The following is a 19,227-nucleotide window of genomic DNA, read 5'->3' on the forward strand; positions in this document are numbered from 1 at the left end:
CGTGCGGTGTCGGCGACGGTTATTGTTCGGCGGGCTTTTCCTGCGTCGGGGAAGGGGTGAGGGGCTTGCCGTGGCTTTGCTGGTTATTGCGGCTCATCCACAGGGAAAGGGCTTTGAGCGAGTCTGGGGTAAACTCATCGCAGCGGGCGGTGATCTCTTCCGGACGCAGCCATTTCACCGCTTCCACTTCCTCGGCCTGCAGGGCGAAAGGACCATGGGAAACGCAGCTGAACAGCGCGCCCCATACCCGGCAATGCTCGTTTTCAAAGTAGAATACGCCGTGCTCGGCAAAAGGAACGCCGGCGATGCCCAGCTCTTCCTCCGCTTCGCGGCGGGCCGATTCCAGCATATTCTCGCCGCTTTGCACCACGCCGCCGGCGGTGGCGTCAAGATAACCGGGGTAGAAATCCTTGGTCTCGGTACGGCGCTGCACCAGGATATTGCCGGCGCCGTCATGGACCACGATATAGCTGGCACGATGGCGCAGGCGTTCGGCGCGCATCTGCTGACGGCTGGCCTGGGCAATGACCTCATTCTCTTCGTTGACGATGTCAACCCATTCAATACCCGCAGCCTGACTCTGTTGCACCATCTTTCGAATCCCTTGTTATAAGACGCGGAAGAGCCGCGCACCTTTTGTAAAAATTTGAAAAAAAATCCTACCGAGATCCGTCATAAATTAGTGGTTAATCGCGACTTGCGCAATAGTTTCGCTCGTTTCCAATGAAACTACCCGCAAAGTGCCGTTTTCCAGCAGGCCGTAGCTGGGGGGAAAACCGCCCTTGGGCAAACTCACCGACCCGGGATTAAAGCAGATTATCCCTTCGGCTTCTGCGGCCTGGGGAATATGGGTATGGCCGTAGGCCAGTACATCGCCCTGGCGCATCGGCGGACGGGCGTCGGGATTATACAAATGGCCATGGGTTAAAAACAGCCGGGTCCGCTCCAGCAACACCTGCTGCCATGGAGCGGTAATGGGGAAGTTCAGCAGCATCTGGTCGACTTCGCTGTCGCAATTGCCGCGGACCGCGATAATCCGGTCAGAGTAATTATTTAACAGGGCAGCCACATCCGCCGGGCGATACTCTTCCGGCAGCGCGTTGCGCGGGCCGTGATAAAGCAGATCCCCCAGCAGTATCAGCCAATCGGCCCGGCTGGCGTCATAGGCAGCCAGCATTTGCCTGGCGCCGGTCAGGGAACCGTGTATATCGGCGGCGAACAGCAGTTTCATTTACCTCTCCTCACGCTTGATGACAGGACAAGACAGTTATTATGGCCTAGCTTAACAAACTTCTCGGACCGGGTAACGATTCGGTTGTGAATGCCTTTAGGATGCGTTCCAGAGATATTTGTTTTAGAGTGTCTAGCGTTGATGTCAATACACGGCGACAAGGAGGAAATATGATTGACCTGTATTACGCCCCTACCCTAACGGCCATAAAATCACCCTTTTTAGAAGAAACCGGCCTGCCTTATCAGATTCACCCCATCAATATCTCGGCAAATGAACAGTTTTCCCCGGCATTTCTCGCCATATCCCCAACAACAAGATTCCGGCCATTGTGGACCGTGATCCGCCGACGGCGGCGAGCCGCTGAGCCTGTTTGAATCCGGCGCCATTTTGCTTTATCTGGCGGAAAAAAGCGGCTTATTGCTGTCAAAGGATCTTCGGGAGCGGCAATCCACTCTGCAGTGGCTGTTCTGGCAAGCGGCGGGATTCGGTCCGATGCTGGGGCAAAACCACCATTTCAATCACTTCGCCCCCAAGCCGGTGCCCTATGCCATTGAACGTTACCAGGTGGAAACCGCGCGGCTGTATGGTGTTCTCAACCGGCAGTTGCAGCAACATCCCTACCTCGCCGGCGAGCACTACAGCATAGCCGATATCGCCACCTATCCCTGGGCGGCGTCCCATCAGCGTCAGCGCATCGATCTGGCGGACTATCCTGCGGTGCGCCGCTGGTTCGACCTTATCAAATCCCGCCCCGCGGTGGAACGGGCGTACCGGCTGGCAACCAGATAAAACATCTCCCTCGCGTTTCGTCCCCTGCCGGAACGCGTCATTTACCTGATCGGCGGTCGCTTTTTCCCGCCGGGGGGTAGCTAAATTCTCAATTAGCGGTGACGAAGCACTCATTTCTGCCGCAATATGTCCTATGATTGAACCATAACGGTATGGCAGAACCGGTGCGACAGGGGAGCGAAGATGAAGATATTGGTTACCGGAGGAACCGGATTGATCGGGCGGCATCTGATAGTCAGACTGCTGGCGTTATCACATCGGATTACGGTGTTGACCCGCGATGCGCCCCGCGCCCATCAAAAACTGGGCTCGCATATTACCACGCTTACTTCCCTTACGTCCTGCGGCAACCTGGATGAATTCGATGCGGTTATCAATCTGGCCGGCGAGTCCATTGCGGAAAAACGCTGGACCCCGGAACAAAAGGACCTGCTGTGCCGCAGCCGCTGGGATATTACCGAGCGGCTCAGCCAGTTGATAAACCAAAGCGATAATCCGCCCTCGGTCTTTATCTCCGGGTCCGCCGCCGGCTTTTACGGCAATCAGGATCAAATACTGGTCACCGAAGACGAGCCGCCGGCGGATGAGTTCTCCCATACCCTGTGCGAACGCTGGGAGGCCCTGGCGCTGGCGGCGCAAAGCGACAAAACCCGGGTGTGCCTGTCGCGCACCGGCGTGGTGCTGGCTCATGACGGCGGCATGCTGAGCAAACTGTTGCCGCTGTTTAAAATGGGGCTGGGGGGGCCGGTGGGCGACGGACGCCAATTTTTATCCTGGATTCATATCGAGGATATGGTCAATGCCCTGCTGTTTTTGCTCACCACGGATAATCTGCGGGGTCCGTTTAACCTGGTATCCCCCTATCCGGTGCATAACGAACAGTTTGCCGCGACGCTTGGCGAGGTATTGCACCGGCCTGCGGTGATGCGCGCGCCGGCGAGAGCGGTGAAACTGCTGCTGGGAGAAGGCGCGACCCTGGTACTGGGGGGACAGCGCGCCGTGCCTAAACGCTTGGAGCAGGCCGGGTTTGTCTTCCGCTACAGCGAGCTGCGCGCCGCCCTCGAAGAGATCGTCGCCTCGGCGGCCTAGCCGCGCCGCCGGGACGTTATTTCAGCGCGCCGGAAAGGAACTGCTGCAGGCGCGGGCTTTTCGGATTACCGAACACCTCGGCCGGCGGCCCCTCCTCTTCGATAACCCCCTGATGCAGGAAAATCACGTGACTGGAGACGTGCCGGGCAAATTCCATTTCATGAGTCACCACCACCATGGTTTTACCCTCCTCCGCCAGTTTTTGCATGATACGCAGGACTTCCCCCACCAGTTCGGGATCGAGCGCGGACGTCGGTTCGTCAAACAGCAGTACATCGGGCTCCATCGCCAGCGCGCGGGCAATGGAAACCCGCTGCTGCTGTCCGCCGGAGAGATTGATGGGATATTTCGCCCGGGCGCGCTCGTCTATACCCACTTTATCCAGGTAGCGGACCGCCCGGTCATGGGCTTCCCGTTTGCTCAGGCCCAGCACCTGCACCGGCGCTTCCATGACATTTTCCAGCACCGTCATGTGGCTCCACAGGTTGAAATGCTGAAACACCATGGTCAGGCGGGTACGCAGCAGCTGCAGCTGCTTTTTATCGAAAACCTTGAGCTGGCCGTCATGGTCGCGCACCATGTGGATATCGACGTTATTGACGCTGATAGACCCTTCGCTGGGCTTTTCCAGGAAATTGATACAGCGTAAAAACGTGCTTTTACCGGATCCGGAGGATCCGATAATGCTGATGACATCCCCTGCCCGCGCTTCCAGGGAAACCCCCTTGAGGACTTCCTGATCCCCATAGCGCTTGTGCAATTCTTGAATCAATAACTTAGTGTCTTGCATATCGTTACCCATAGTCAGCGCCTTAGGGATTATTGCGGCTTAACGTGTCGCAGCCAGCGTTTTTCCGCCTGTTTGAACAACCCGATCAGCACGAAAGAGATCATCAAATATATCACCGCCGCAATGCCGAACGCATAAAACGGTTGGTAAGTCGCCGCATTGATATCCCGGGCGATTTTCAGCACGTCGGGCACGGTGGCGGTAAACGCCAGCGCCGTGGAATGGAGCATCAGGATCACTTCATTGCTGTACGCCGGAATGGCCGAACGCAGGGCCGAAGGCAGAATGATGCAGCGATAGAGCTTGAACCAGGTAAAGCCATAGGCCCGGGCCGCCTCGATTTCGCCGCTGGGCACGCCGCGGATAAATCCGGCGAAAATTTCCGTGGTATAGGCGCAGGTATTGAGGGTCAAGGCCAGGACGGTACAGTTCAGGCCGCTGCGAAAAAACGTATTGAGGAACTCCGTGCCGCGGATAAAGTCCAGACTGTACATGCCGGAGTAGAACACCAGCAACTGTACATAAAGCGGCGTACCGCGAAAGATATAGGTAAACAGCCAAACCGGAAACCGGAGCCACGGCAGCGGCGATACCCGCGCGACCGCCAGAAAACCGCCAGTATCCCCCATGACCACCGAAGAAACCAGTAGCCAAAGGGTAATGGCCAGACCGGTGAAACGATAGCCGTCGCTCCACAATAATGCATGGCCGTATTGTTGAAGAATCTCAATCATAGTTCGGCCTTTTTAACACCGTGGGAGTAGCGGCGCGTCAGCCACAGCAAAACCCCGTTAGACAACGTGGTAAATATCAGATACACCACGCCGGCCACAATGGCGAAATAGAACGGATGGAAAGTGCCTTTACCGGCCAGCTGGGTGGTTTTCACCACGTCTTCCAGGCCCAGCAGGGACACCAGGGCGGTGGCTTTGAGGATAACCTGCCAGTTGTTACCGATGCCGGGCAAGGCAAAACGCATCATGGCGGGAAACATGATGCGGCGGAAAATTTGCCGGCTGGACATGCCGAAGGCCGTAGCCGCTTCGATTTGCCCTCTTGGCACCGCCATGAAGGCGCCCCGGAAGGTTTCGGTGAAATAGGCACCGTAAATGAAGCCCAGGGTAATGATGCCCGCCGACATGGGATCGATATCGATCTGATCCATGCCCACAGCCTCGGTCACGCTGTTGAGGGCGATTTGCAGGCCGTAGAAAATCAGCAGCATCAGCACCAGATCGGGCACGCCGCGGATAAGCGTGGTATAGCCTTCAAAGATGCCCGCCAGCACACGGCTTTGGGATAGCTTTGCCCCCGCGCCGAAAAGACCGATAACCACCGAGAGCAAAACGGAGCTTATCGCCAGTTCGAGGGTGACCAGGGCACCGTTAAAAATAAGTTGTGCGTAGCCATAAAACATCGATCATATCCTGTCCTGGCGGAGGATAAAAACAGATATGCCCGCAGCGCTGGCGGGCATACCGCGTATGACAGGATTAACCGCCGTAAACGTCGAAATCAAAGTATTTCTTGGCAAACTTGTCGTATGTGCCGTCTTTGCGCATATCGGCAAAAGCTTTATTCAACGCGGCTTTCAGATCCGTTTCATCTTTACGCAAGCCCATACCGGTACCCACGCCAAAGAATTTATCGTCTTTCACCGACGGACCGGCAAAAACATAGCCTTTGCCCGCGGGCTGTTTCAAGAAGCCTTCGCTAGCGGCCACTTCATCCTGGAACGCCACATCGATACGGCCGGCGGCGAGATCGGCATAAATCAGATCCTGGTTCGCGTAGGCCACCACATCGATACCTTTGGGCTGCCAGTTGGCGTTGGCGTACGCTTCCTGGGTCGAACCCTGCAATACGCCCACGCGTTTACCCTTCAGGGAATCCAGCGTCGGGGTGATATTGGTGCCGGCTTTGGCAATCAGGCGCGCATCGGCGGCATACAGTTTGTCAGTAAAATCAATTTCCTGCTGGCGTTTTTCGGTAATGGACAAAGAGGAGATGATGGCATCGATTTTTTTGGCTTTCAAGGAGGGAATCAAGGCATCGAAATCACTTTCCACAAAGGTGCACTTTGTTTGGATACGCTTACAAAGTTCTTTCGCCAAATCGATATCGAACCCCACCAGCTGACCGCTGGAATCCTTGGATTCAAACGGGGCATAGGTGGGATCGGTGCCTATCTTGATGCTTTTTGGTACCGCCGCGAAAACGCTTCCGGCGCAAGCCATTGCCAATATAAGAGGAAGAACTTTAACCAGCTTATTCATACATTACCCTCTGAATTTTTTAATTAGATAGACCCTGTGATGTTTTCAGGCTTTTCCAGGCTTTTCAGGCTGATTAACTGCACTTTCCGTGCCATTTTAATCATCGGCGCCGCCGCCCTAGACAGGGCGGCGTAAAGAGACCTTCCGTCTCCTTTTCGACGGCATCCTGACCGGGAATAGCGCAAGCCGGTTCCGGATTGCCTAAAAAGACATCACACTTTGCACCATGATTATACACAGCATGATCATTATTGGTGCAATGTTATAAGAACGCGCCATCAGGCAGCGTCCGCGGCAAAAGCCAAGGCCGTAAAATGGAACCGTCGGCCAGCTGGCGCGGCGGTTCAGGAGCCCTGCCAGCGGGCAAACAGGTCGTGGGGAAGCTCAATGTCAAATTGATCCAGCACCCGGTTAACCGTTTGATCGATAATATCCTGCAGGGAAGAGGGTCGGTGATAGAACGCCGGCACCGGCGGCATGATTACCGCCCCCATTTCCGCCGCGGCGGTCATTAAGCGCAGGTGGCCCAGATGCAAAGGCGTTTCGCGCACGCAGAGCACCAGGGTGCGGCGTTCTTTTAATACGACGTCCGCCGCCCTGGACAACAGGCCGTCGGTGTAGCTGTTGACAATGGCGGACAGGGTTTTCATCGAGCAGGGCAGAACCGCCATGCCGGCGGTTTTAAACGAACCGGAACTGATACTGGCGGCGATATCGCGGCTGTCGTGCACCTCGTCAGCCAAGGCCTGCAGATCGCGCACGCTATAATCGGTTTCCAGCGCCAAAGTCTGGCGCGCGGCGTTGCTCAGCACCAGATGGGTCTCGACACCCTCAATCGATTTCAGCACTTGCAGCAGCCGTACGCCATAGATTGCCCCGCTGGCCCCGGTAAGGCCCACAATCAGTCGTTTTTTCGTCATACCGGAAGTTGTCCCCATGGCGTGTGCCCTAAATAAAAACACCCGGAGCGTTTAACCGCCCGGGTGCGTGAAATTTTGCCCTCTCCGGCGGCACGGTATGCCGCATGGTAGGGCAGTCTTTAAGCCAATGCACCGGGAAGGCGTGGATCAACCTTCGTTATACATTTCCAGATTTTCCACTTCATTCTGCATCCGGACCGCTTTGGCGTCATCATTACGCAAGGATTCCAGATAGTCCAGATAGCGCTGATCCACATCCTTGGTGACGTAAATGCCGTTGAACACCGAGGATTCAAACTGCGCAATATCCGGGTTATCCTCGCGCACCGCCTGTTCCAGGTCGCTAAGATCCTGGAATATCAACGCATCGGCGCCAATCAGCGTGCGGATTTCATCCACCTCGCGGCCGTGGGCAATCAGTTCGGTGGCGCTGGGCATATCGATGCCGTAGACATTGGGAAAACGGATTTCCGGCGCGGCGGAGGCCAGATAGACGTTACGGGCCCCAGCCTCCCGCGCCATTTCCACGATTTGCTCGGAGGTGGTGCCCCGGACGATGGAGTCATCCACCAGCAGCACATTCTTATCGCGGAACTCGGCGCGATTGGCATTGAGTTTGCGGCGCACCGATTTGCGGCGAACCTGCTGGCCCGGCATGATAAACGTCCGGCCGACATAGCGGTTTTTCACAAACCCCTGACGATAGGGCAGATTCAGGATGCGGGCGATTTCAAGGGCGATATCGCAAGACGTTTCCGGAATCGGGATCACCACGTCGATATCCAGATCTTCCCATTCGCGGGCGATTTTCTCACCCAGTTTCTGGCCCATGCGCACCCGCGCGCTATAAACGGACACTTTATCGATAAAAGAATCCGGGCGGGCGAAATAGACATATTCAAACAGGCAGGGATGGTTCTGCGGGTTTTCAGCGCACTGGCGGGTAAACAGCTGGCCTTTTTCGGTGATGTACACCGCTTCGCCAGGAGCCACGTCGCGCAGGAATTCAAAACCCAGGGTATCCAGCGCCACGCTTTCCGACGCCACCATATATTCGTTGCGTCCGTCGGCCAGGGTGCGTTTGCCGATCACCAGCGGACTGATGCCGTTGGGATCGCGGAACGCCACCAGCCCGTGGCCGATGATCATTCCCACCACGGCATACGCGCCGCGGATCTGCTGATGGGTCGCGGCCACGGCGGCAAAGATATTGTCCGCTTCCAGGGGATAATCCGGAAACCGGTCCAATTCGCTGGCGAAAATGTTCAGCAGAATTTCCGAATCGGACGTGGTATTGATATGCCGGCGCCCTTTATCGAACAGCTTGGTACGCAGCTCATGGGCATTGGTCAGGTTGCCGTTGTGGGCCAGGGTGATGCCGAACGGGGAATTGACATAAAAGGGCTGGGCTTCGGAAGCGCTGGAACTGCCGGCCGTGGGATAACGGACATGGCCGATGCCCATGTTGCCTTGCAGCCGTTGCATATGCCGGGCTTCAAAGACGTCTTTCACCAGGCCGTTGGCTTTGCGCAAACGAAAGCAGTTCAATGCATCGATGGTGACGATGCCCGCGGCGTCCTGCCCACGATGCTGAAGCACCGTTAACGCGTCATAAATCGACTGGTTGACCGGCATAAAACCGGCGATACCGACAATACCGCACATGTAGTCATTTCCTCATCAGCGTTACCGGAGCGATTAATGCTTCGGTAAAAAACTCGACGTGCTTGCCAGATAGTCAAAAAACCATCTGATGATACCGCTGAACTGCGGTATCAGCTCCGACTGATGCCAGTCAGCGCTTTGGGCAAAGCCGGTGAAGGTGTCCAGAAAGAACAGGATCGCCGCGACGATCAAGATGCCCCTGAGTGCGCCGAAACACACCCCCAGCACCCGGTCAGTGCCGGATAACCCGGTCCGCTCCACCAAAGAGCCAATCACGTAATTGACGATTGCCCCGACTATCAGGGTCGCCACGAACAACAGGGCAATCGCGATACCGTTGCGAACAAGCTGATCTTCAAAGCGGGTAAAATAGACTGCGAGATATACATAATAGTGGCTGGCGACAAAAAGCACATCCCCAGGTTATTAACGATAACGCTTCCCGGATAAACCCGCGAATCAGGCTTACCAAGGCTGAAAAGGCAATGATGCCGATGATGACATAATCAACCCAAGTCATGCGTACATCCCATGATAATCCGCCCCGACAACTGGTTCGCGGCGAATTCTATCAGAAAACGAAAACGTTTGCGCACCGGAATTCCGTCCTGTCATTAAATAAATAACGGCGATTAAAAAAAGCCGCCCGCCGCAGGAAGATAGAGCGGAACGGTGAAAAAGCCGGCATTTTTGCTCCGCTCCTCCCACGGTTAACGTACCTGATAGGCACGCAGCTGGCCGCTCAGGCCGCTTAGCTGATTCATTTCCGGCAGCGCGCCCTGCAGCTTATCCTTTGAGGCGTCCGGTCCGACAAAGATCCGGGTAATCTGGCCCGCCACCGGTTGGGACGGCACGGTATAGACCCGATAACCCGACAGCCTCAGCTTGGCGGTGATTTCAGTCACCTTGGCGGCGTTTTTCAACGCCCCCAGCTGTACCACCCAGGCCTGGCCCTTCGGCGCCTGTTCGGTGGTTTGCTGTGCTTCGGGCTTCGGCGCCGGCGCGGCGGGTTTCGGTGCCGCGGCCACGGGCCTGGGCGCCGTATCCTCCGCGGAGGGCGCCGGCTTGCTTTCCGGTCTGGCGATTGGTTTCGCCGGCGCCGTTTGAGCCGCCGGGGACGACGGTCTGTTTTCCGGCTTCACCGCCGGCTTGGCCTGCGCCGGACGGGGCGCCGGTTTCACCTGCTCCTGACGCGCGGCGGGCGCATCGGGCTTTGGCACCACAATGGCGGGTTGTTCAGGGGCATCGGGGACCGGCGTCGCCGACTGCGACTCCCCTGCCGGGGCGTTGTTAGCCTGCTCCACGGCAGCCCCCGCCCCTTCCGGCGGCTGGCTGGGCAACGCCTGGTTGGCCTGGGGAGACACCTCGGTTTCATCGGTATCCCCCGGTTTGGGCACCAGGGGGATGGCGGCGAATTCATCCTGATAATGCTTCTTTTTGCCGTCCAGCAGGCCCGGCAGCACTATAACTCCCAGCGCGACGATGATAATGGTGCCCACCAGGCGGTTTTGAAATTTACTCGCCACGTTGTTTCTCCGCGTTAACCACCGCCAGGACCGGCGCAACGGTATGAAACGACCCGAACACCAGTATGCAATCCGCCGGATCGGCGTCCTGCAGCGCCTGGCGCCAGGCATCGACCACGTCGTCGAACCGGCGCGCCCTGTCCAGATGGGCCGCTACCTGAGCCGCGCTGGCGCCGCGCGGCCCGTCCAGGCCGGCGCAGTACCATTCGTCCACCTGTCCGCGCAGGCAGTCCAGGGTAGCGGGAATATCCTTGTCGGCCAGCATGCCCACCACCGCCCGGACTTTACCCGCTACCGCCAGCTGCGAGAGCTGGGCGGACAAATAGCCGGCGGCATGGGGATTATGCGCCACGTCGAGGATACATAAAGGATGCCGCCGCACAATCTGGAAACGGCCCGGCAGGGACGCCGTCTCGAGTCCATGGCGGATGGCCGCCTCGTCGTACTTGAGAGACGAACGCCGCAGGGCGGCCAGGGCGGTGGCGGCATTGGCCAGCGGAATCGCCGGCAGCGGCAGGCCGGTGTATGAAACTTCTTCGTCACGCCAGCACCAGCTGTCCTCATTCCGTTCATACCACCAGTCGCGATCGCGGCAGTACAGCTTCGCCCCCACGGTTTGTCCGTAGAGGTCGATAGAGGACGGACGGTCCGGCTCACCGATTACCGCCGGTTTGCCGCCGCGCAGGATGCCGGCCTTTTCCCGGCCGATGCTTTCGCGATCCGGTCCCAATAATTCAGTGTGGTCAAGACCGATGCTGGTGATGACCGACACATCCGCATCGACGATATTGGTAGCGTCCAGGCGTCCGCCCAGCCCGACCTCGAGGATAACCACGTCCAGACGCGCCTGTTTAAACAGCCACAGGGCCGCCAGGGTGCCGAATTCGAAATAGCTGAGGGAGATGTCGCCGCGGCCTGACTCAATAGCCGCCATGGCCTCGCTGTGCCGCGCTTCGGGCAATTCTTCGCCGCGGATACGCACCCGTTCGGCATAATGCAGCATATGGGGCGAGCTGTAGACGCCGACGCTATAGCCCGCGGCCTGCAAAATCGTTTCCAGGAGACGGCAGGTGGTGCCTTTGCCGTTGGTGCCCGCCACGGTGAAAACCCACCGCGCGGGCCGCAGCAACTGCAGGCGGGCGGCCGCCGATCCTACCCGTTCCAGGCCCAGATCGATGGTTTTGGCATGCAGGCGCTCAAGGTAATAAAGCCACGCGGCCAGCGGCGACGTGGCTTGAGGAGTAAGAAGCTTTTCCATACGTCCCGTTCATTGACTGTACTTATTTACTAAAAAGCCCCGGACCGATTGCAGCGGCGGGCTGAGTCTCGGTTATACCCCGTCCTGATGCTCCTCGGGAATGAATTCTTGTCGCGGTTCCGGCATATGGGTGGCTTCCGGCTGGGGCCGGTGGGTAAATTTGGCCAGCAGACCGGCCAGTTTCAGGCGCAGCTCCGGCCGGCGCACGATCATGTCGATAGCCCCTTTTTCCAGCAGGAACTCGCTGCGCTGGAAACCGGCCGGCAATTTTTCCCGTACCGTCTGCTCTATCACCCGCGGACCGGCGAAGCCTATCAGCGCTTTCGGTTCGGCGACGTTCAGATCGCCGAGCATGGCCAGGCTTGCCGAAACGCCGCCCATGGTGGGATCGGTCATCACGGAAATATAGGGTAAACGCCGGGCCCGCAGTTTTGCCAGGGCGGCGCTGGTCTTCGCCATTTGCATCAGCGACAGCAGCGCTTCCTGCATGCGGGCGCCGCCGCTGGCGGAAAAACAGATCAGCGGACATTCGTCTTCCAGCGCCTGCTCCACCGCCCGGACGAAACGCGCGCCCACCACTGACGACATGGAGCCGCCGATAAAGGCGAATTCAAACGACGCGGCCACCACCGGCATACCGTATAACGAGCCTTTCATGACCACCAGGGCGTCTTTTTCGTTGGTGGCCTTCTGGGCCGCCGCCAGGCGATCCTTGTATTTTTTCGAATCTTTGAATTTGAGAATGTCCCGCGGTTCGAGCTCGCTGCCCAGCTCCACTTCGCTGCCTTTATCCAGGAAGGAGAGCAAACGCGCGCGCGCGGTCATACGCATATGGTGATCGCATTTGGGACAAACCTCCAGGTTGCGCTCAAGCTCCGCACGATATAAAACCTGGCCGCAGCTATCGCATTTCGTCCAGACGCCTTCAGGGATATTCGCCCTGCGCGCCGGGGTGATAGTGCTCTTATTGAGAATTCGTTCAATCCAGCTCATCGATAACCTTTCTGTCTGAACCTGGCAAGCGCCAGTCCGCTATTCATAGTAAGACCACTGAGCGGGCATAACATTCGCCGCCATCTTCCGCAGGGGAAAGGAATGGTCTTTGAAAATGTTGCCCATTAAACCATAACCGCCAACGAGTTGGGATAGAAAACTCTGCCCGATGCGTATAATTCACGCCTAACGCAGCGGTAAAAAGCGCATTATCCTCGCCGTGCGGCCCGCCGGTGCCGCCACACTTCTATCAGACCGGGCAATACGGACAGTACGATAATGGCCACAATCAGTAAATTAAGATTACTCTGCACCACCGGCAAATCGCCGAACAGATAGCCGGCATAGGTGAACAGGGCAACCCATAACACGCCGCCGGCAATGTTGAACAGGGCGAAATGACGATATGACATATGTCCCATGCCGGCCACAAACGGCGCGAAGGTGCGGACGATTGGCACAAAACGGGCCAGGATAATGGTTTTGCCGCCGTGGCGGGCATAAAACCCGTGGGTTTTATCCAGATAGCTGCGGCGGAAAATCCTGGAATCGGGACGGCTGAACAGCTTTTCGCCGAACAGCCGTCCGATGGTGTAGTTGATCGCATCCCCCAGCACCGCCGCACAGGCCATCAACAGCGCCATCAGATGCACATCCAGGCTGTTGGACGGCAAGGCGGCCAGCGCGCCGGCGACGAACAACAGCGAGTCTCCCGGTAAAAAAGGCGTCACCACCAGGCCGGTTTCGCAAAACAGAATCAAAAACAGGATGGCATAAATCCAGATGCCGTACTGCGCCACCAACTCCGCCAAATGAACGTCAATATGCAAGATAAAATCTACGACAAAATGGATCAATTCCATATATAACCGTCCCCGGACGCGAAAAAGGTATCAATAAAATGTTATTCCGCCAAAAACAACGGTCCCAAGGCCGGCACGGGCAAAGCAAAGCTCGCCGGATAATCCACCGCCACCAAATATAAGCCTTCCGCTTTGGCGGTAGCCGCCGCCAGGGTTCTGTCGCGGGCCGCCAGCAGCTCTTCAATCCAGCCCTCCCCCTGGCGCCCGCACCCCACTTCCATTAGGCTGCCTACAATATTACGAACCATATGATGCACGAAAGCATTCGCTTTAATATCCACCACCACATAAGCGCCCTGACGGGTGACCGTTAAATGTTTAACATTGCGCCACGGGGTGCGGGATTGGCACTGCATTGCGCGAAATGACGTGAAATCATGCTCTCCCAGCAGGCAGCGCCCGGCCCGTTCCATTTTATGTTCATCCAGCTGATGATAAAAATGCGTCACGCCGCGGGACAATATGGCCGGGCGATAAGGATGATTATAAATAATATAGCGATAACGGCGGGCCGTGGCGCTAAAACGCGCGTGAAATTCCGCCGCCACGCCGGACACCCAGCGCACCGCCACGTCCGCCGGCAAATTGGCGTTCACTCCCAGGGTCCAGGCGGCATCCTCGCGACGGGCGCGGGTTTCAAAATGCACCACCTGGCCGGTGGCGTGCACGCCGGCATCGGTGCGACCGGCGCAAAACACCGTCACCGGTTCGTCCGCCACCTTGGACAAGGCCTGTTCCAGGCAAGCCTGGATGCTGACCACCTCCTGCTGCCGTTGCCAGCCGTAAAAACGGCTGCCGTCGTACTCAATGCCCAGCGCGATTTTCATCGGCGCCGAGGCGAATCCCGATACCGCCTGCGACATTAATTCAAATACTCCGTTACCAGAAGCTCCGCGGTGAGCAACGCCATCAGCGCGCCGCCGAAGCGGACATTATCCGCCACCGACCAGAATTGCAGCAAATCCGGCATACCGTAATCGTTGCGCAAACAGCCGATGCTCAGTTGCACCTGTCCGGACGCATCCTCCACCTGGGTAGGGTAATCCTGCTCTTCGCTGACGCTCAGATGTTCACCGCTGTCCAGCAAATCGCGAGCCTCCCCCGCCCCCATGGGACGCTGGGTTTCCATATGCACGATTTGCGCGTGGCCGTAAAACACCGGGGCCTGGACCGTACCCACTGAAATGGGCAGCCCTTCGTCCAGCCATATCTTGCGGACCTCGTCCACCAGGCGGCGCTCGGTTTGCACGCTGCCTTCTTCATCCGGCAACAGCGGCAGCAGATTAAAGGCCAGCTGCCGGCTGAAAAATCCCGGTTCGGTGGGCAGCCCGTTCAGTAAACGCGCGCTCTGCCCAGCCAGGGCATCCACCGCCGATTTGCCCTGCCCGGACACCGACAGCAGGTTTACCACATTCAGACGCGCTAACCCGGCCTGTTCGGTCAAGGGCTTGATGGCCAGCAACAGCTGACTGGTCAAACTGTCCGCCACCGCCACCAGGTTGCGGTTGCGATAGTCCGCCAGCACCTGGTCGTTCACGCCGGGCACCACCAGCGGCACATCCGGCTCAAGGGCATACAGGCCGCTGCTGTCGATAACCAGGCAGCCCGCCGCCGCGGCCTGATCGGCATAGCTTGCGCTGGCGGCGCTGCCGGCGATAAAAAACGCCAGCTGCGCCTGCGACCAGTCGAACTGCGCGGCATCTCCCACCAAATAGCTTTTGCCGTCATAACGCAGCGTCTCGCCGGCGCTTCGCTCACTGGACAATAAATAGAGTTCCCCTACCGGAAACTGCCGTTCCTGCAATAATTCCAGCAACGCAGTACCCACTGCGCCCGTCGCACCCAGTAGGGCGATATTCCAGCCGTCAGACATGATGTTCTCCAGAAAGGTTAAGAATCCGCGGGGACGGCGTTAAAACCGAGATCCCGTAACAGACCGATACTGACGGGGTCATCGCTTTCCACCCGCAGCGACGACCACTCGCGGCGCTCCTGATACTGCCGGCGCAGCCGATCGAATTCTCCCGGCACGGCCGCTTGGCGCCGCAGCGGCGCGTCATCGCGGCGCACATCATACACCAGATGCGCCAGCCGCCTTAGCATCCCTTCGTCCACGGGCCCGTGTATCCGCACCCGTTCAACCGCCGGAGCCGGCAGCAGCCGCTCCAGCGGGGCATGCATCGGCGTGCCGAGAAATTGGCTGTAAGCCTCGTAAACCTGGGTGGTGCCGCGCGCTTTGCCTTCCAGAGAGTAGCCGGCGATATGGGGCGTGCCGATATCCACCCGGCCAAGCAGCGGCAGAGACAGCGCCGGCTCCGGTTCCCAGACATCCAGGATAACGCTCAGCTTCTTGCCCCGTTCCAGGGCGGCCAGCAGGGCGGCATTATCCACCACCCCGCCGCGGCAGGCATTAACCAGGATCCGTCCGTCCGGCAGGGCCGCCAGCAGCTCATCGTCCACCTGATGCCAGGTCTGATAGGGCCCGGAACGGTTCAGCGGCGTGTGGAAGGTCAGCACATCCGCTTGCGCCACCAGTTTTTCCAGCGGGTAAAACGGACCGGCGGCGCCGCTGGCGGCCAGGGGCGGGTCGCACACCAGGGTACGTACGCCCAGTGACATTAAACGACGGTTCAACCGGCCGCCGACATTGCCCGCCCCGATAATGCCGATGGTTTTATCCTTCAGGGCAAATCCGTCCCGCTCCGCCAGCCACAGCAGCGAGGAAAAAACGTACTCAACCACCGCCACCGCGTTACAGCCCGGCGCCGCGGAAAAGCCGATGCCGGCGCCGGTAAGCCACTCCTCGTCCACATGATCGGTGCCCGCGGTGGCGGTGCCGACAAATTTCACCCCGCTGCCCTGCAGCAGGCCGGCGTTCACCGGCGTAACGGAGCGCACCATCAGCGCGTCGGCCTCCCGCAGCTCCTCGGCGGTGATGTGACGCCCGGCAACCGGCCGCACCTCCCCTAACCGGCTGAACAGCTCTTGGGCGTAAGGCATGTTTTCGTCCACCAGGATTTCCACATCGGGCTCCGTCAGCCATGAACAGGCTGTCATTGAATATAAAAAAGGAGAATATTCTGCCACTGAAAGCCATGGAAACCCAATGCTAACATGCAAAATTTCAGCACAACCTGTTACCGAGAGCGCTGCATGAAGCGGTTTTTTTTTCGACGCCGCACCCATTAACAGCAGAAAATGCCTTCCTGACGCTTGCTGCTACCCTATAATTGTGCGACTTGTTATTATTCGCCGCACTATTTTCAGACGCCCGCCGATATGACCGGGTTGAATGGCAGCAACCCTCTCTACGAAAGGATGAGTCATATGCAACCTCTACAAGGTCCCGGCAACCCGGTCCCGGGGGAACAGCCACAGGGTCGGATGGGCGCTCCGTCTGTTGTGCGGGACGCTGACAGCCCGCTCAGCACCGCGCAACGCACCGCGCTTGAACGGCTGATAGTCAAAATCATGGCGCTGAGCAGCAGCAAGTCGCCCGAAATCTGGGCCGCTCTACGCCATCAGCTGAATATATCCGGCGAGGGAGAACTGACCTCAGGTCAATTCCTGCCCGCGGAACAATTGCTGCAAGGGCGTCTCGATCAGGCGCAGCAGACCCATGCCGGCCGGCAGTTGATGCAACAGTTAACCGACCTGCTGCCACAGGGCAACAACCGCCAGGCGGTGAGCGATTATATCCGGCGGGAGTTCGGCCATACCGTCCTGAGCCAGCTGGATCCCGAACAGCTGCAGCAGGTAGTGGAACTGTTGCAACAGGGCCGGCTGGACATTCCCAAACCGCAGCAGGCCGCCATCTCGGACCGGACTCTGCTGCCCGCCGAGCACAGTGCTTTGAATCAGCAAGTCATCCGGCTGGCGGCGGTAACCGGCGAATCGCCGACGGATACCTGGCAGAGCCTGATGACCATGATGGGGTTGAAGGCCGGCGATCCTATTCCGGCTCGCCATTTTCCCCTGCTGATGCAGTTTGTCCAGGGCCATGTGACACTGTCACAACAAGCCTCACCCACCCTGGCAACGGTACAGGCCACCCTGAAACAGCCCACCAGCAACGATGAGCAGCAGGCGATTGAAGCCTACTGCCTGCAGCATTTCAACGCCACCGCGCAAAGCGTGCTGACGCCCGCCCAGGTCAGCGCGGTGATGCAGTTCCTGTTTATCTACCGCCTGTCGCGTACCCAAAGCCAACACCAAACCACCGACGGTCGCCTGCTGCAACCGGCCATGAATCCCCTGATCGCCACCGAACCAAGGGAACACACCGTGGGTATCGCCAAAAGCCGCTGGGCGGTGGTGCTGGCGCTGCTGGCGGTATTAGTGCTGATTTGGCTGCTGATTTAGCGCCGGGCGATTGTTCCTGCCATAACAAAAAACCACCTTCGACCGGTGACGGTATCCAGGTGGTTTAGGTTTGATGCCGGTGGAGGAAAGCCGACCGGTTTATTGATATTTACGCATCACCAATGTGGCGTTAGTGCCGCCAAAACCAAAGCTGTTGGTCATCACGGTGGTCAATCGGCGTTCGGTGGGCTCGGTGATAAGATTCATGCCTTCCGCCTGGGGATCCAGCTCCTCGATATTAATGCTCGGCGCAATAAAATTATGCTCCAGCATCAGCAGGGTAAAAATGGTTTCATGCACCCCCGCCGCCCCCAGCGAATGACCGGTCATGGCTTTGGTGGATGAAAACGCCGGCTGGTTGCTGCCGAAGGTTTCGCGAATGGCCCACAGCTCTTTCACATCCCCTACCGGGGTAGATGTGCCGTGGACATTCAGGTAATCAATGGGCGTATCGACATTTTTCAGCGCCATTTTCATACAGCGAATCGCCCCTTCCCCGGACGGCGCCACCATATCGGCACCGTCGGAATTGGCGCCGTAGCCGATCACTTCGGCATAGATATGCGCACCGCGGGCCAGCGCATGCTCCAGCTCTTCCACCACTACAATGCCGCCGCCGCCGGCGATGACGAAACCGTCGCGATTGACGTCATAGGTGCGCGAGGCTCTGGCAGGGGTTTCATTATAGCGGGTGGACAGCGCGCCCATGGCGTCGAATTCACAGGCCATTTCCCAGCACAGCTCTTCACCGCCGCCGGCAAAAACCACATCCTGCTTATCCAACTGGATCATTTCCACCGCATTGCCGATGCAATGAGCAGACGTGGAGCAGGCGGAACTGATGGAGTAGTTGACGCCGCGGATTTTAAACGGCGTCGCCAGACAGGCGGACACGCCGGAACCCATGGCTTTGGTAACCATATAGGGGCCGACGCCGCGCAGGCCGCGAGCGCGCATACCGTCCGAACCGGCCACCTGATTACGCGGCGAACCGCCGCCGGAACCCACGATAAGGCCGGTGCGGTCGTTGGAAACGTCTTCGGGACTCAGTCCGGAGTCCTGGATTGCCTGTTCCATGGAGAGATAAGCATAAATTGAAGCATCACTCATAAAGCGTGCAATTTTCCGATCGATGAGCCCGGTAGTATCGAGTTTGATATTGCCCCAGACATGGCTGCGCATGCCCGAATCCTTCAATTCCTGAGAGAAAGTGATTCCGGAGCGGCCTTGTTGCAGGGAGGACAGAACTTCTTTCTGGTCGTTCCCGATACTCGATAAAATTCCCAGGCCGGTAATCACTGCACGTTTCATTTAATACCTCTTGTATTTATATATGAGATTCTGTGTGGCACTTTAGCTTACAGTTGTACGCTGAACAAGTCCGATCAGACGAAGTTTGCAAAATTTGCGCCCCGAAGCACACATGGTTAGAATCGCTTCACTCCTTGATAAATGAGGCTAT

Annotated in this window: 18 protein-coding genes and 2 pseudogenes; 3 read left to right on the plus strand and 17 right to left on the minus strand. The window is 58.0% G+C overall.

What is annotated here, in order from left to right:
• Positions 1-19 precede the first annotated feature (19 nt).
• On the minus strand, positions 20-592 hold the full coding sequence (yfcD, locus tag GTU79_RS19185; protein WP_203523495.1) for an NUDIX hydrolase YfcD: 573 nt from the start codon (positions 590-592) through the stop codon (positions 20-22).
• An 87-nt stretch (positions 593-679) separates the two neighbouring features.
• The gene (yfcE, locus tag GTU79_RS19190; protein ID WP_203523496.1) at positions 680-1,231 is read right to left on the minus strand and encodes a phosphodiesterase; all 552 of its coding nucleotides are present in this window, start codon (positions 1,229-1,231) and stop codon (positions 680-682) included.
• A 170-nt stretch (positions 1,232-1,401) separates the two neighbouring features.
• On the opposite strand from yfcE, the pseudogene GTU79_RS19195 reads away from it, so the two are divergent.
• Together GTU79_RS19195 and GTU79_RS19200 are read left to right on the plus strand one after the other, a co-directional pair.
• Positions 1,402-2,023, plus strand: a pseudogene (locus tag GTU79_RS19195) (glutathione binding-like protein).
• A 183-nt stretch (positions 2,024-2,206) separates the two neighbouring features.
• Positions 2,207-3,112 (plus strand): TIGR01777 family oxidoreductase, encoded by a 906-nt coding sequence (locus tag GTU79_RS19200; RefSeq protein WP_203523497.1) that lies wholly within the window; start codon positions 2,207-2,209, stop codon positions 3,110-3,112.
• A gap of 16 nt (positions 3,113-3,128) precedes the next feature.
• Here GTU79_RS19200 and hisP read toward each other — a convergent pair whose 3' ends face one another.
• From hisP to pdxB, 14 genes and pseudogenes are all read right to left on the minus strand, one after another.
• Positions 3,129-3,902 carry a histidine ABC transporter ATP-binding protein HisP gene (gene hisP / locus GTU79_RS19205; RefSeq protein ID WP_132928068.1) on the minus strand — a complete coding sequence of 258 codons (774 nt, stop codon included), beginning with the start codon at positions 3,900-3,902 and terminating at the stop codon, positions 3,129-3,131.
• A 29-nt stretch (positions 3,903-3,931) separates the two neighbouring features.
• Complete coding sequence (locus GTU79_RS19210) at positions 3,932-4,636, minus strand: ABC transporter permease (RefSeq protein ID WP_214513276.1); 705 nt, start codon at positions 4,634-4,636, stop codon at positions 3,932-3,934.
• Positions 4,633-5,319, minus strand: coding sequence for a histidine ABC transporter permease HisQ (locus tag GTU79_RS19215; protein ID WP_132927196.1), 687 nt, complete (start codon positions 5,317-5,319; stop codon positions 4,633-4,635). The genes GTU79_RS19210 and GTU79_RS19215 overlap by 4 nt, the downstream gene beginning before the upstream one ends.
• 76 nt (positions 5,320-5,395) lie before the next feature.
• A complete protein-coding gene (gene argT / locus GTU79_RS19220) occupies positions 5,396-6,178 on the minus strand; it encodes a lysine/arginine/ornithine ABC transporter substrate-binding protein ArgT (RefSeq protein ID WP_203523498.1) in 783 nt (260 codons plus the stop codon).
• A gap of 344 nt (positions 6,179-6,522) precedes the next feature.
• Positions 6,523-7,098, minus strand: a complete 576-nt coding sequence (locus tag GTU79_RS19225) for a UbiX family flavin prenyltransferase (protein WP_132927192.1) — start codon at positions 7,096-7,098, stop codon at positions 6,523-6,525.
• Positions 7,099-7,245: 147 nt separating this feature from the next.
• The gene (gene purF, locus GTU79_RS19230) at positions 7,246-8,763 is read right to left on the minus strand and encodes an amidophosphoribosyltransferase (protein ID WP_214513277.1); all 1,518 of its coding nucleotides are present in this window, start codon (positions 8,761-8,763) and stop codon (positions 7,246-7,248) included.
• 33 nt (positions 8,764-8,796) lie between these two features.
• A pseudogene (gene cvpA, locus GTU79_RS19235) lies at positions 8,797-9,283 on the minus strand (colicin V production protein).
• A gap of 190 nt (positions 9,284-9,473) precedes the next feature.
• Positions 9,474-10,289: a cell division protein DedD gene (gene dedD / locus GTU79_RS19240; RefSeq protein WP_203523500.1), complete on the minus strand. Its 816-nt coding sequence runs from the start codon at positions 10,287-10,289 to the stop codon at positions 9,474-9,476.
• A complete protein-coding gene (folC, locus tag GTU79_RS19245) occupies positions 10,279-11,547 on the minus strand; it encodes a bifunctional tetrahydrofolate synthase/dihydrofolate synthase (protein WP_203523501.1) in 1,269 nt (422 codons plus the stop codon). Before folC ends, dedD begins: the two co-directional genes overlap by 11 nt.
• Positions 11,548-11,619: 72 nt before the next feature.
• Entirely contained in the window at positions 11,620-12,540 is a 921-nt protein-coding gene (gene accD, locus GTU79_RS19250; RefSeq protein ID WP_132927183.1) for an acetyl-CoA carboxylase, carboxyltransferase subunit beta, read from the minus strand.
• A 209-nt stretch (positions 12,541-12,749) separates the two neighbouring features.
• Positions 12,750-13,403 carry a DedA family protein gene (locus GTU79_RS19255; protein WP_203523502.1) on the minus strand — a complete coding sequence of 218 codons (654 nt, stop codon included), beginning with the start codon at positions 13,401-13,403 and terminating at the stop codon, positions 12,750-12,752.
• Positions 13,404-13,444: 41 nt separating this feature from the next.
• A complete protein-coding gene (gene truA, locus GTU79_RS19260; protein ID WP_132927179.1) occupies positions 13,445-14,266 on the minus strand; it encodes a tRNA pseudouridine(38-40) synthase TruA in 822 nt (273 codons plus the stop codon).
• Positions 14,266-15,276: an aspartate-semialdehyde dehydrogenase gene (locus GTU79_RS19265; protein ID WP_203523503.1), complete on the minus strand. Its 1,011-nt coding sequence runs from the start codon at positions 15,274-15,276 to the stop codon at positions 14,266-14,268. Before GTU79_RS19265 ends, truA begins: the two co-directional genes overlap by 1 nt.
• 17 nt (positions 15,277-15,293) lie before the next feature.
• Positions 15,294-16,427 carry a 4-phosphoerythronate dehydrogenase PdxB gene (pdxB, locus tag GTU79_RS19270; protein WP_203523504.1) on the minus strand — a complete coding sequence of 378 codons (1,134 nt, stop codon included), beginning with the start codon at positions 16,425-16,427 and terminating at the stop codon, positions 15,294-15,296.
• A 303-nt stretch (positions 16,428-16,730) separates the two neighbouring features.
• Here pdxB and flk point away from each other — a divergent pair, with 303 nt between their 5' ends.
• Complete coding sequence (gene flk / locus GTU79_RS19275) at positions 16,731-17,765, plus strand: flagella biosynthesis regulator Flk (protein WP_203523505.1); 1,035 nt, start codon at positions 16,731-16,733, stop codon at positions 17,763-17,765.
• A 99-nt stretch (positions 17,766-17,864) separates the two neighbouring features.
• Here flk and fabB read toward each other — a convergent pair whose 3' ends face one another.
• Complete coding sequence (fabB, locus tag GTU79_RS19280) at positions 17,865-19,076, minus strand: beta-ketoacyl-ACP synthase I (RefSeq protein WP_203523506.1); 1,212 nt, start codon at positions 19,074-19,076, stop codon at positions 17,865-17,867.
• Positions 19,077-19,227: the final 151 nt, after the last annotated feature.

Source organism: Sodalis ligni (assembly GCF_016865525.2).
In the GTDB taxonomy this organism is placed as follows: domain Bacteria; phylum Pseudomonadota; class Gammaproteobacteria; order Enterobacterales; family Enterobacteriaceae; genus Acerihabitans; species Acerihabitans ligni.

Bases quoted from the DNA above. Each gene is read 5' to 3' on its own strand.
- yfcD (WP_203523495.1), bottom strand. From the start codon at position 592: ATGGTGCAACAGAGTCAGGCTGCGGGTATTGAATGGGTTGACATCGTC.
- yfcE (WP_203523496.1), bottom strand. From the start codon at position 1,231: ATGAAACTGCTGTTCGCCGCCGATATACACGGTTCCCTGACCGGCGCC.
- GTU79_RS19200 (WP_203523497.1), top strand. From the start codon at position 2,207: ATGAAGATATTGGTTACCGGAGGAACCGGATTGATCGGGCGGCATCTG.
- hisP (WP_132928068.1), bottom strand. From the start codon at position 3,902: ATGCAAGACACTAAGTTATTGATTCAAGAATTGCACAAGCGCTATGGG.
- GTU79_RS19210 (WP_214513276.1), bottom strand. From the start codon at position 4,636: ATGATTGAGATTCTTCAACAATACGGCCATGCATTATTGTGGAGCGAC.
- GTU79_RS19215 (WP_132927196.1), bottom strand. From the start codon at position 5,319: ATGTTTTATGGCTACGCACAACTTATTTTTAACGGTGCCCTGGTCACC.
- argT (WP_203523498.1), bottom strand. From the start codon at position 6,178: ATGAATAAGCTGGTTAAAGTTCTTCCTCTTATATTGGCAATGGCTTGC.
- GTU79_RS19225 (WP_132927192.1), bottom strand. From the start codon at position 7,098: ATGACGAAAAAACGACTGATTGTGGGCCTTACCGGGGCCAGCGGGGCA.
- purF (WP_214513277.1), bottom strand. From the start codon at position 8,763: ATGTGCGGTATTGTCGGTATCGCCGGTTTTATGCCGGTCAACCAGTCG.
- folC (WP_203523501.1), bottom strand. From the start codon at position 11,547: ATGGAAAAGCTTCTTACTCCTCAAGCCACGTCGCCGCTGGCCGCGTGG.
- accD (WP_132927183.1), bottom strand. From the start codon at position 12,540: ATGAGCTGGATTGAACGAATTCTCAATAAGAGCACTATCACCCCGGCG.
- GTU79_RS19255 (WP_203523502.1), bottom strand. From the start codon at position 13,403: ATGGAATTGATCCATTTTGTCGTAGATTTTATCTTGCATATTGACGTT.
- truA (WP_132927179.1), bottom strand. From the start codon at position 14,266: ATGTCGCAGGCGGTATCGGGATTCGCCTCGGCGCCGATGAAAATCGCG.
- GTU79_RS19265 (WP_203523503.1), bottom strand. From the start codon at position 15,276: ATGTCTGACGGCTGGAATATCGCCCTACTGGGTGCGACGGGCGCAGTG.
- flk (WP_203523505.1), top strand. From the start codon at position 16,731: ATGCAACCTCTACAAGGTCCCGGCAACCCGGTCCCGGGGGAACAGCCA.
- fabB (WP_203523506.1), bottom strand. From the start codon at position 19,076: ATGAAACGTGCAGTGATTACCGGCCTGGGAATTTTATCGAGTATCGGG.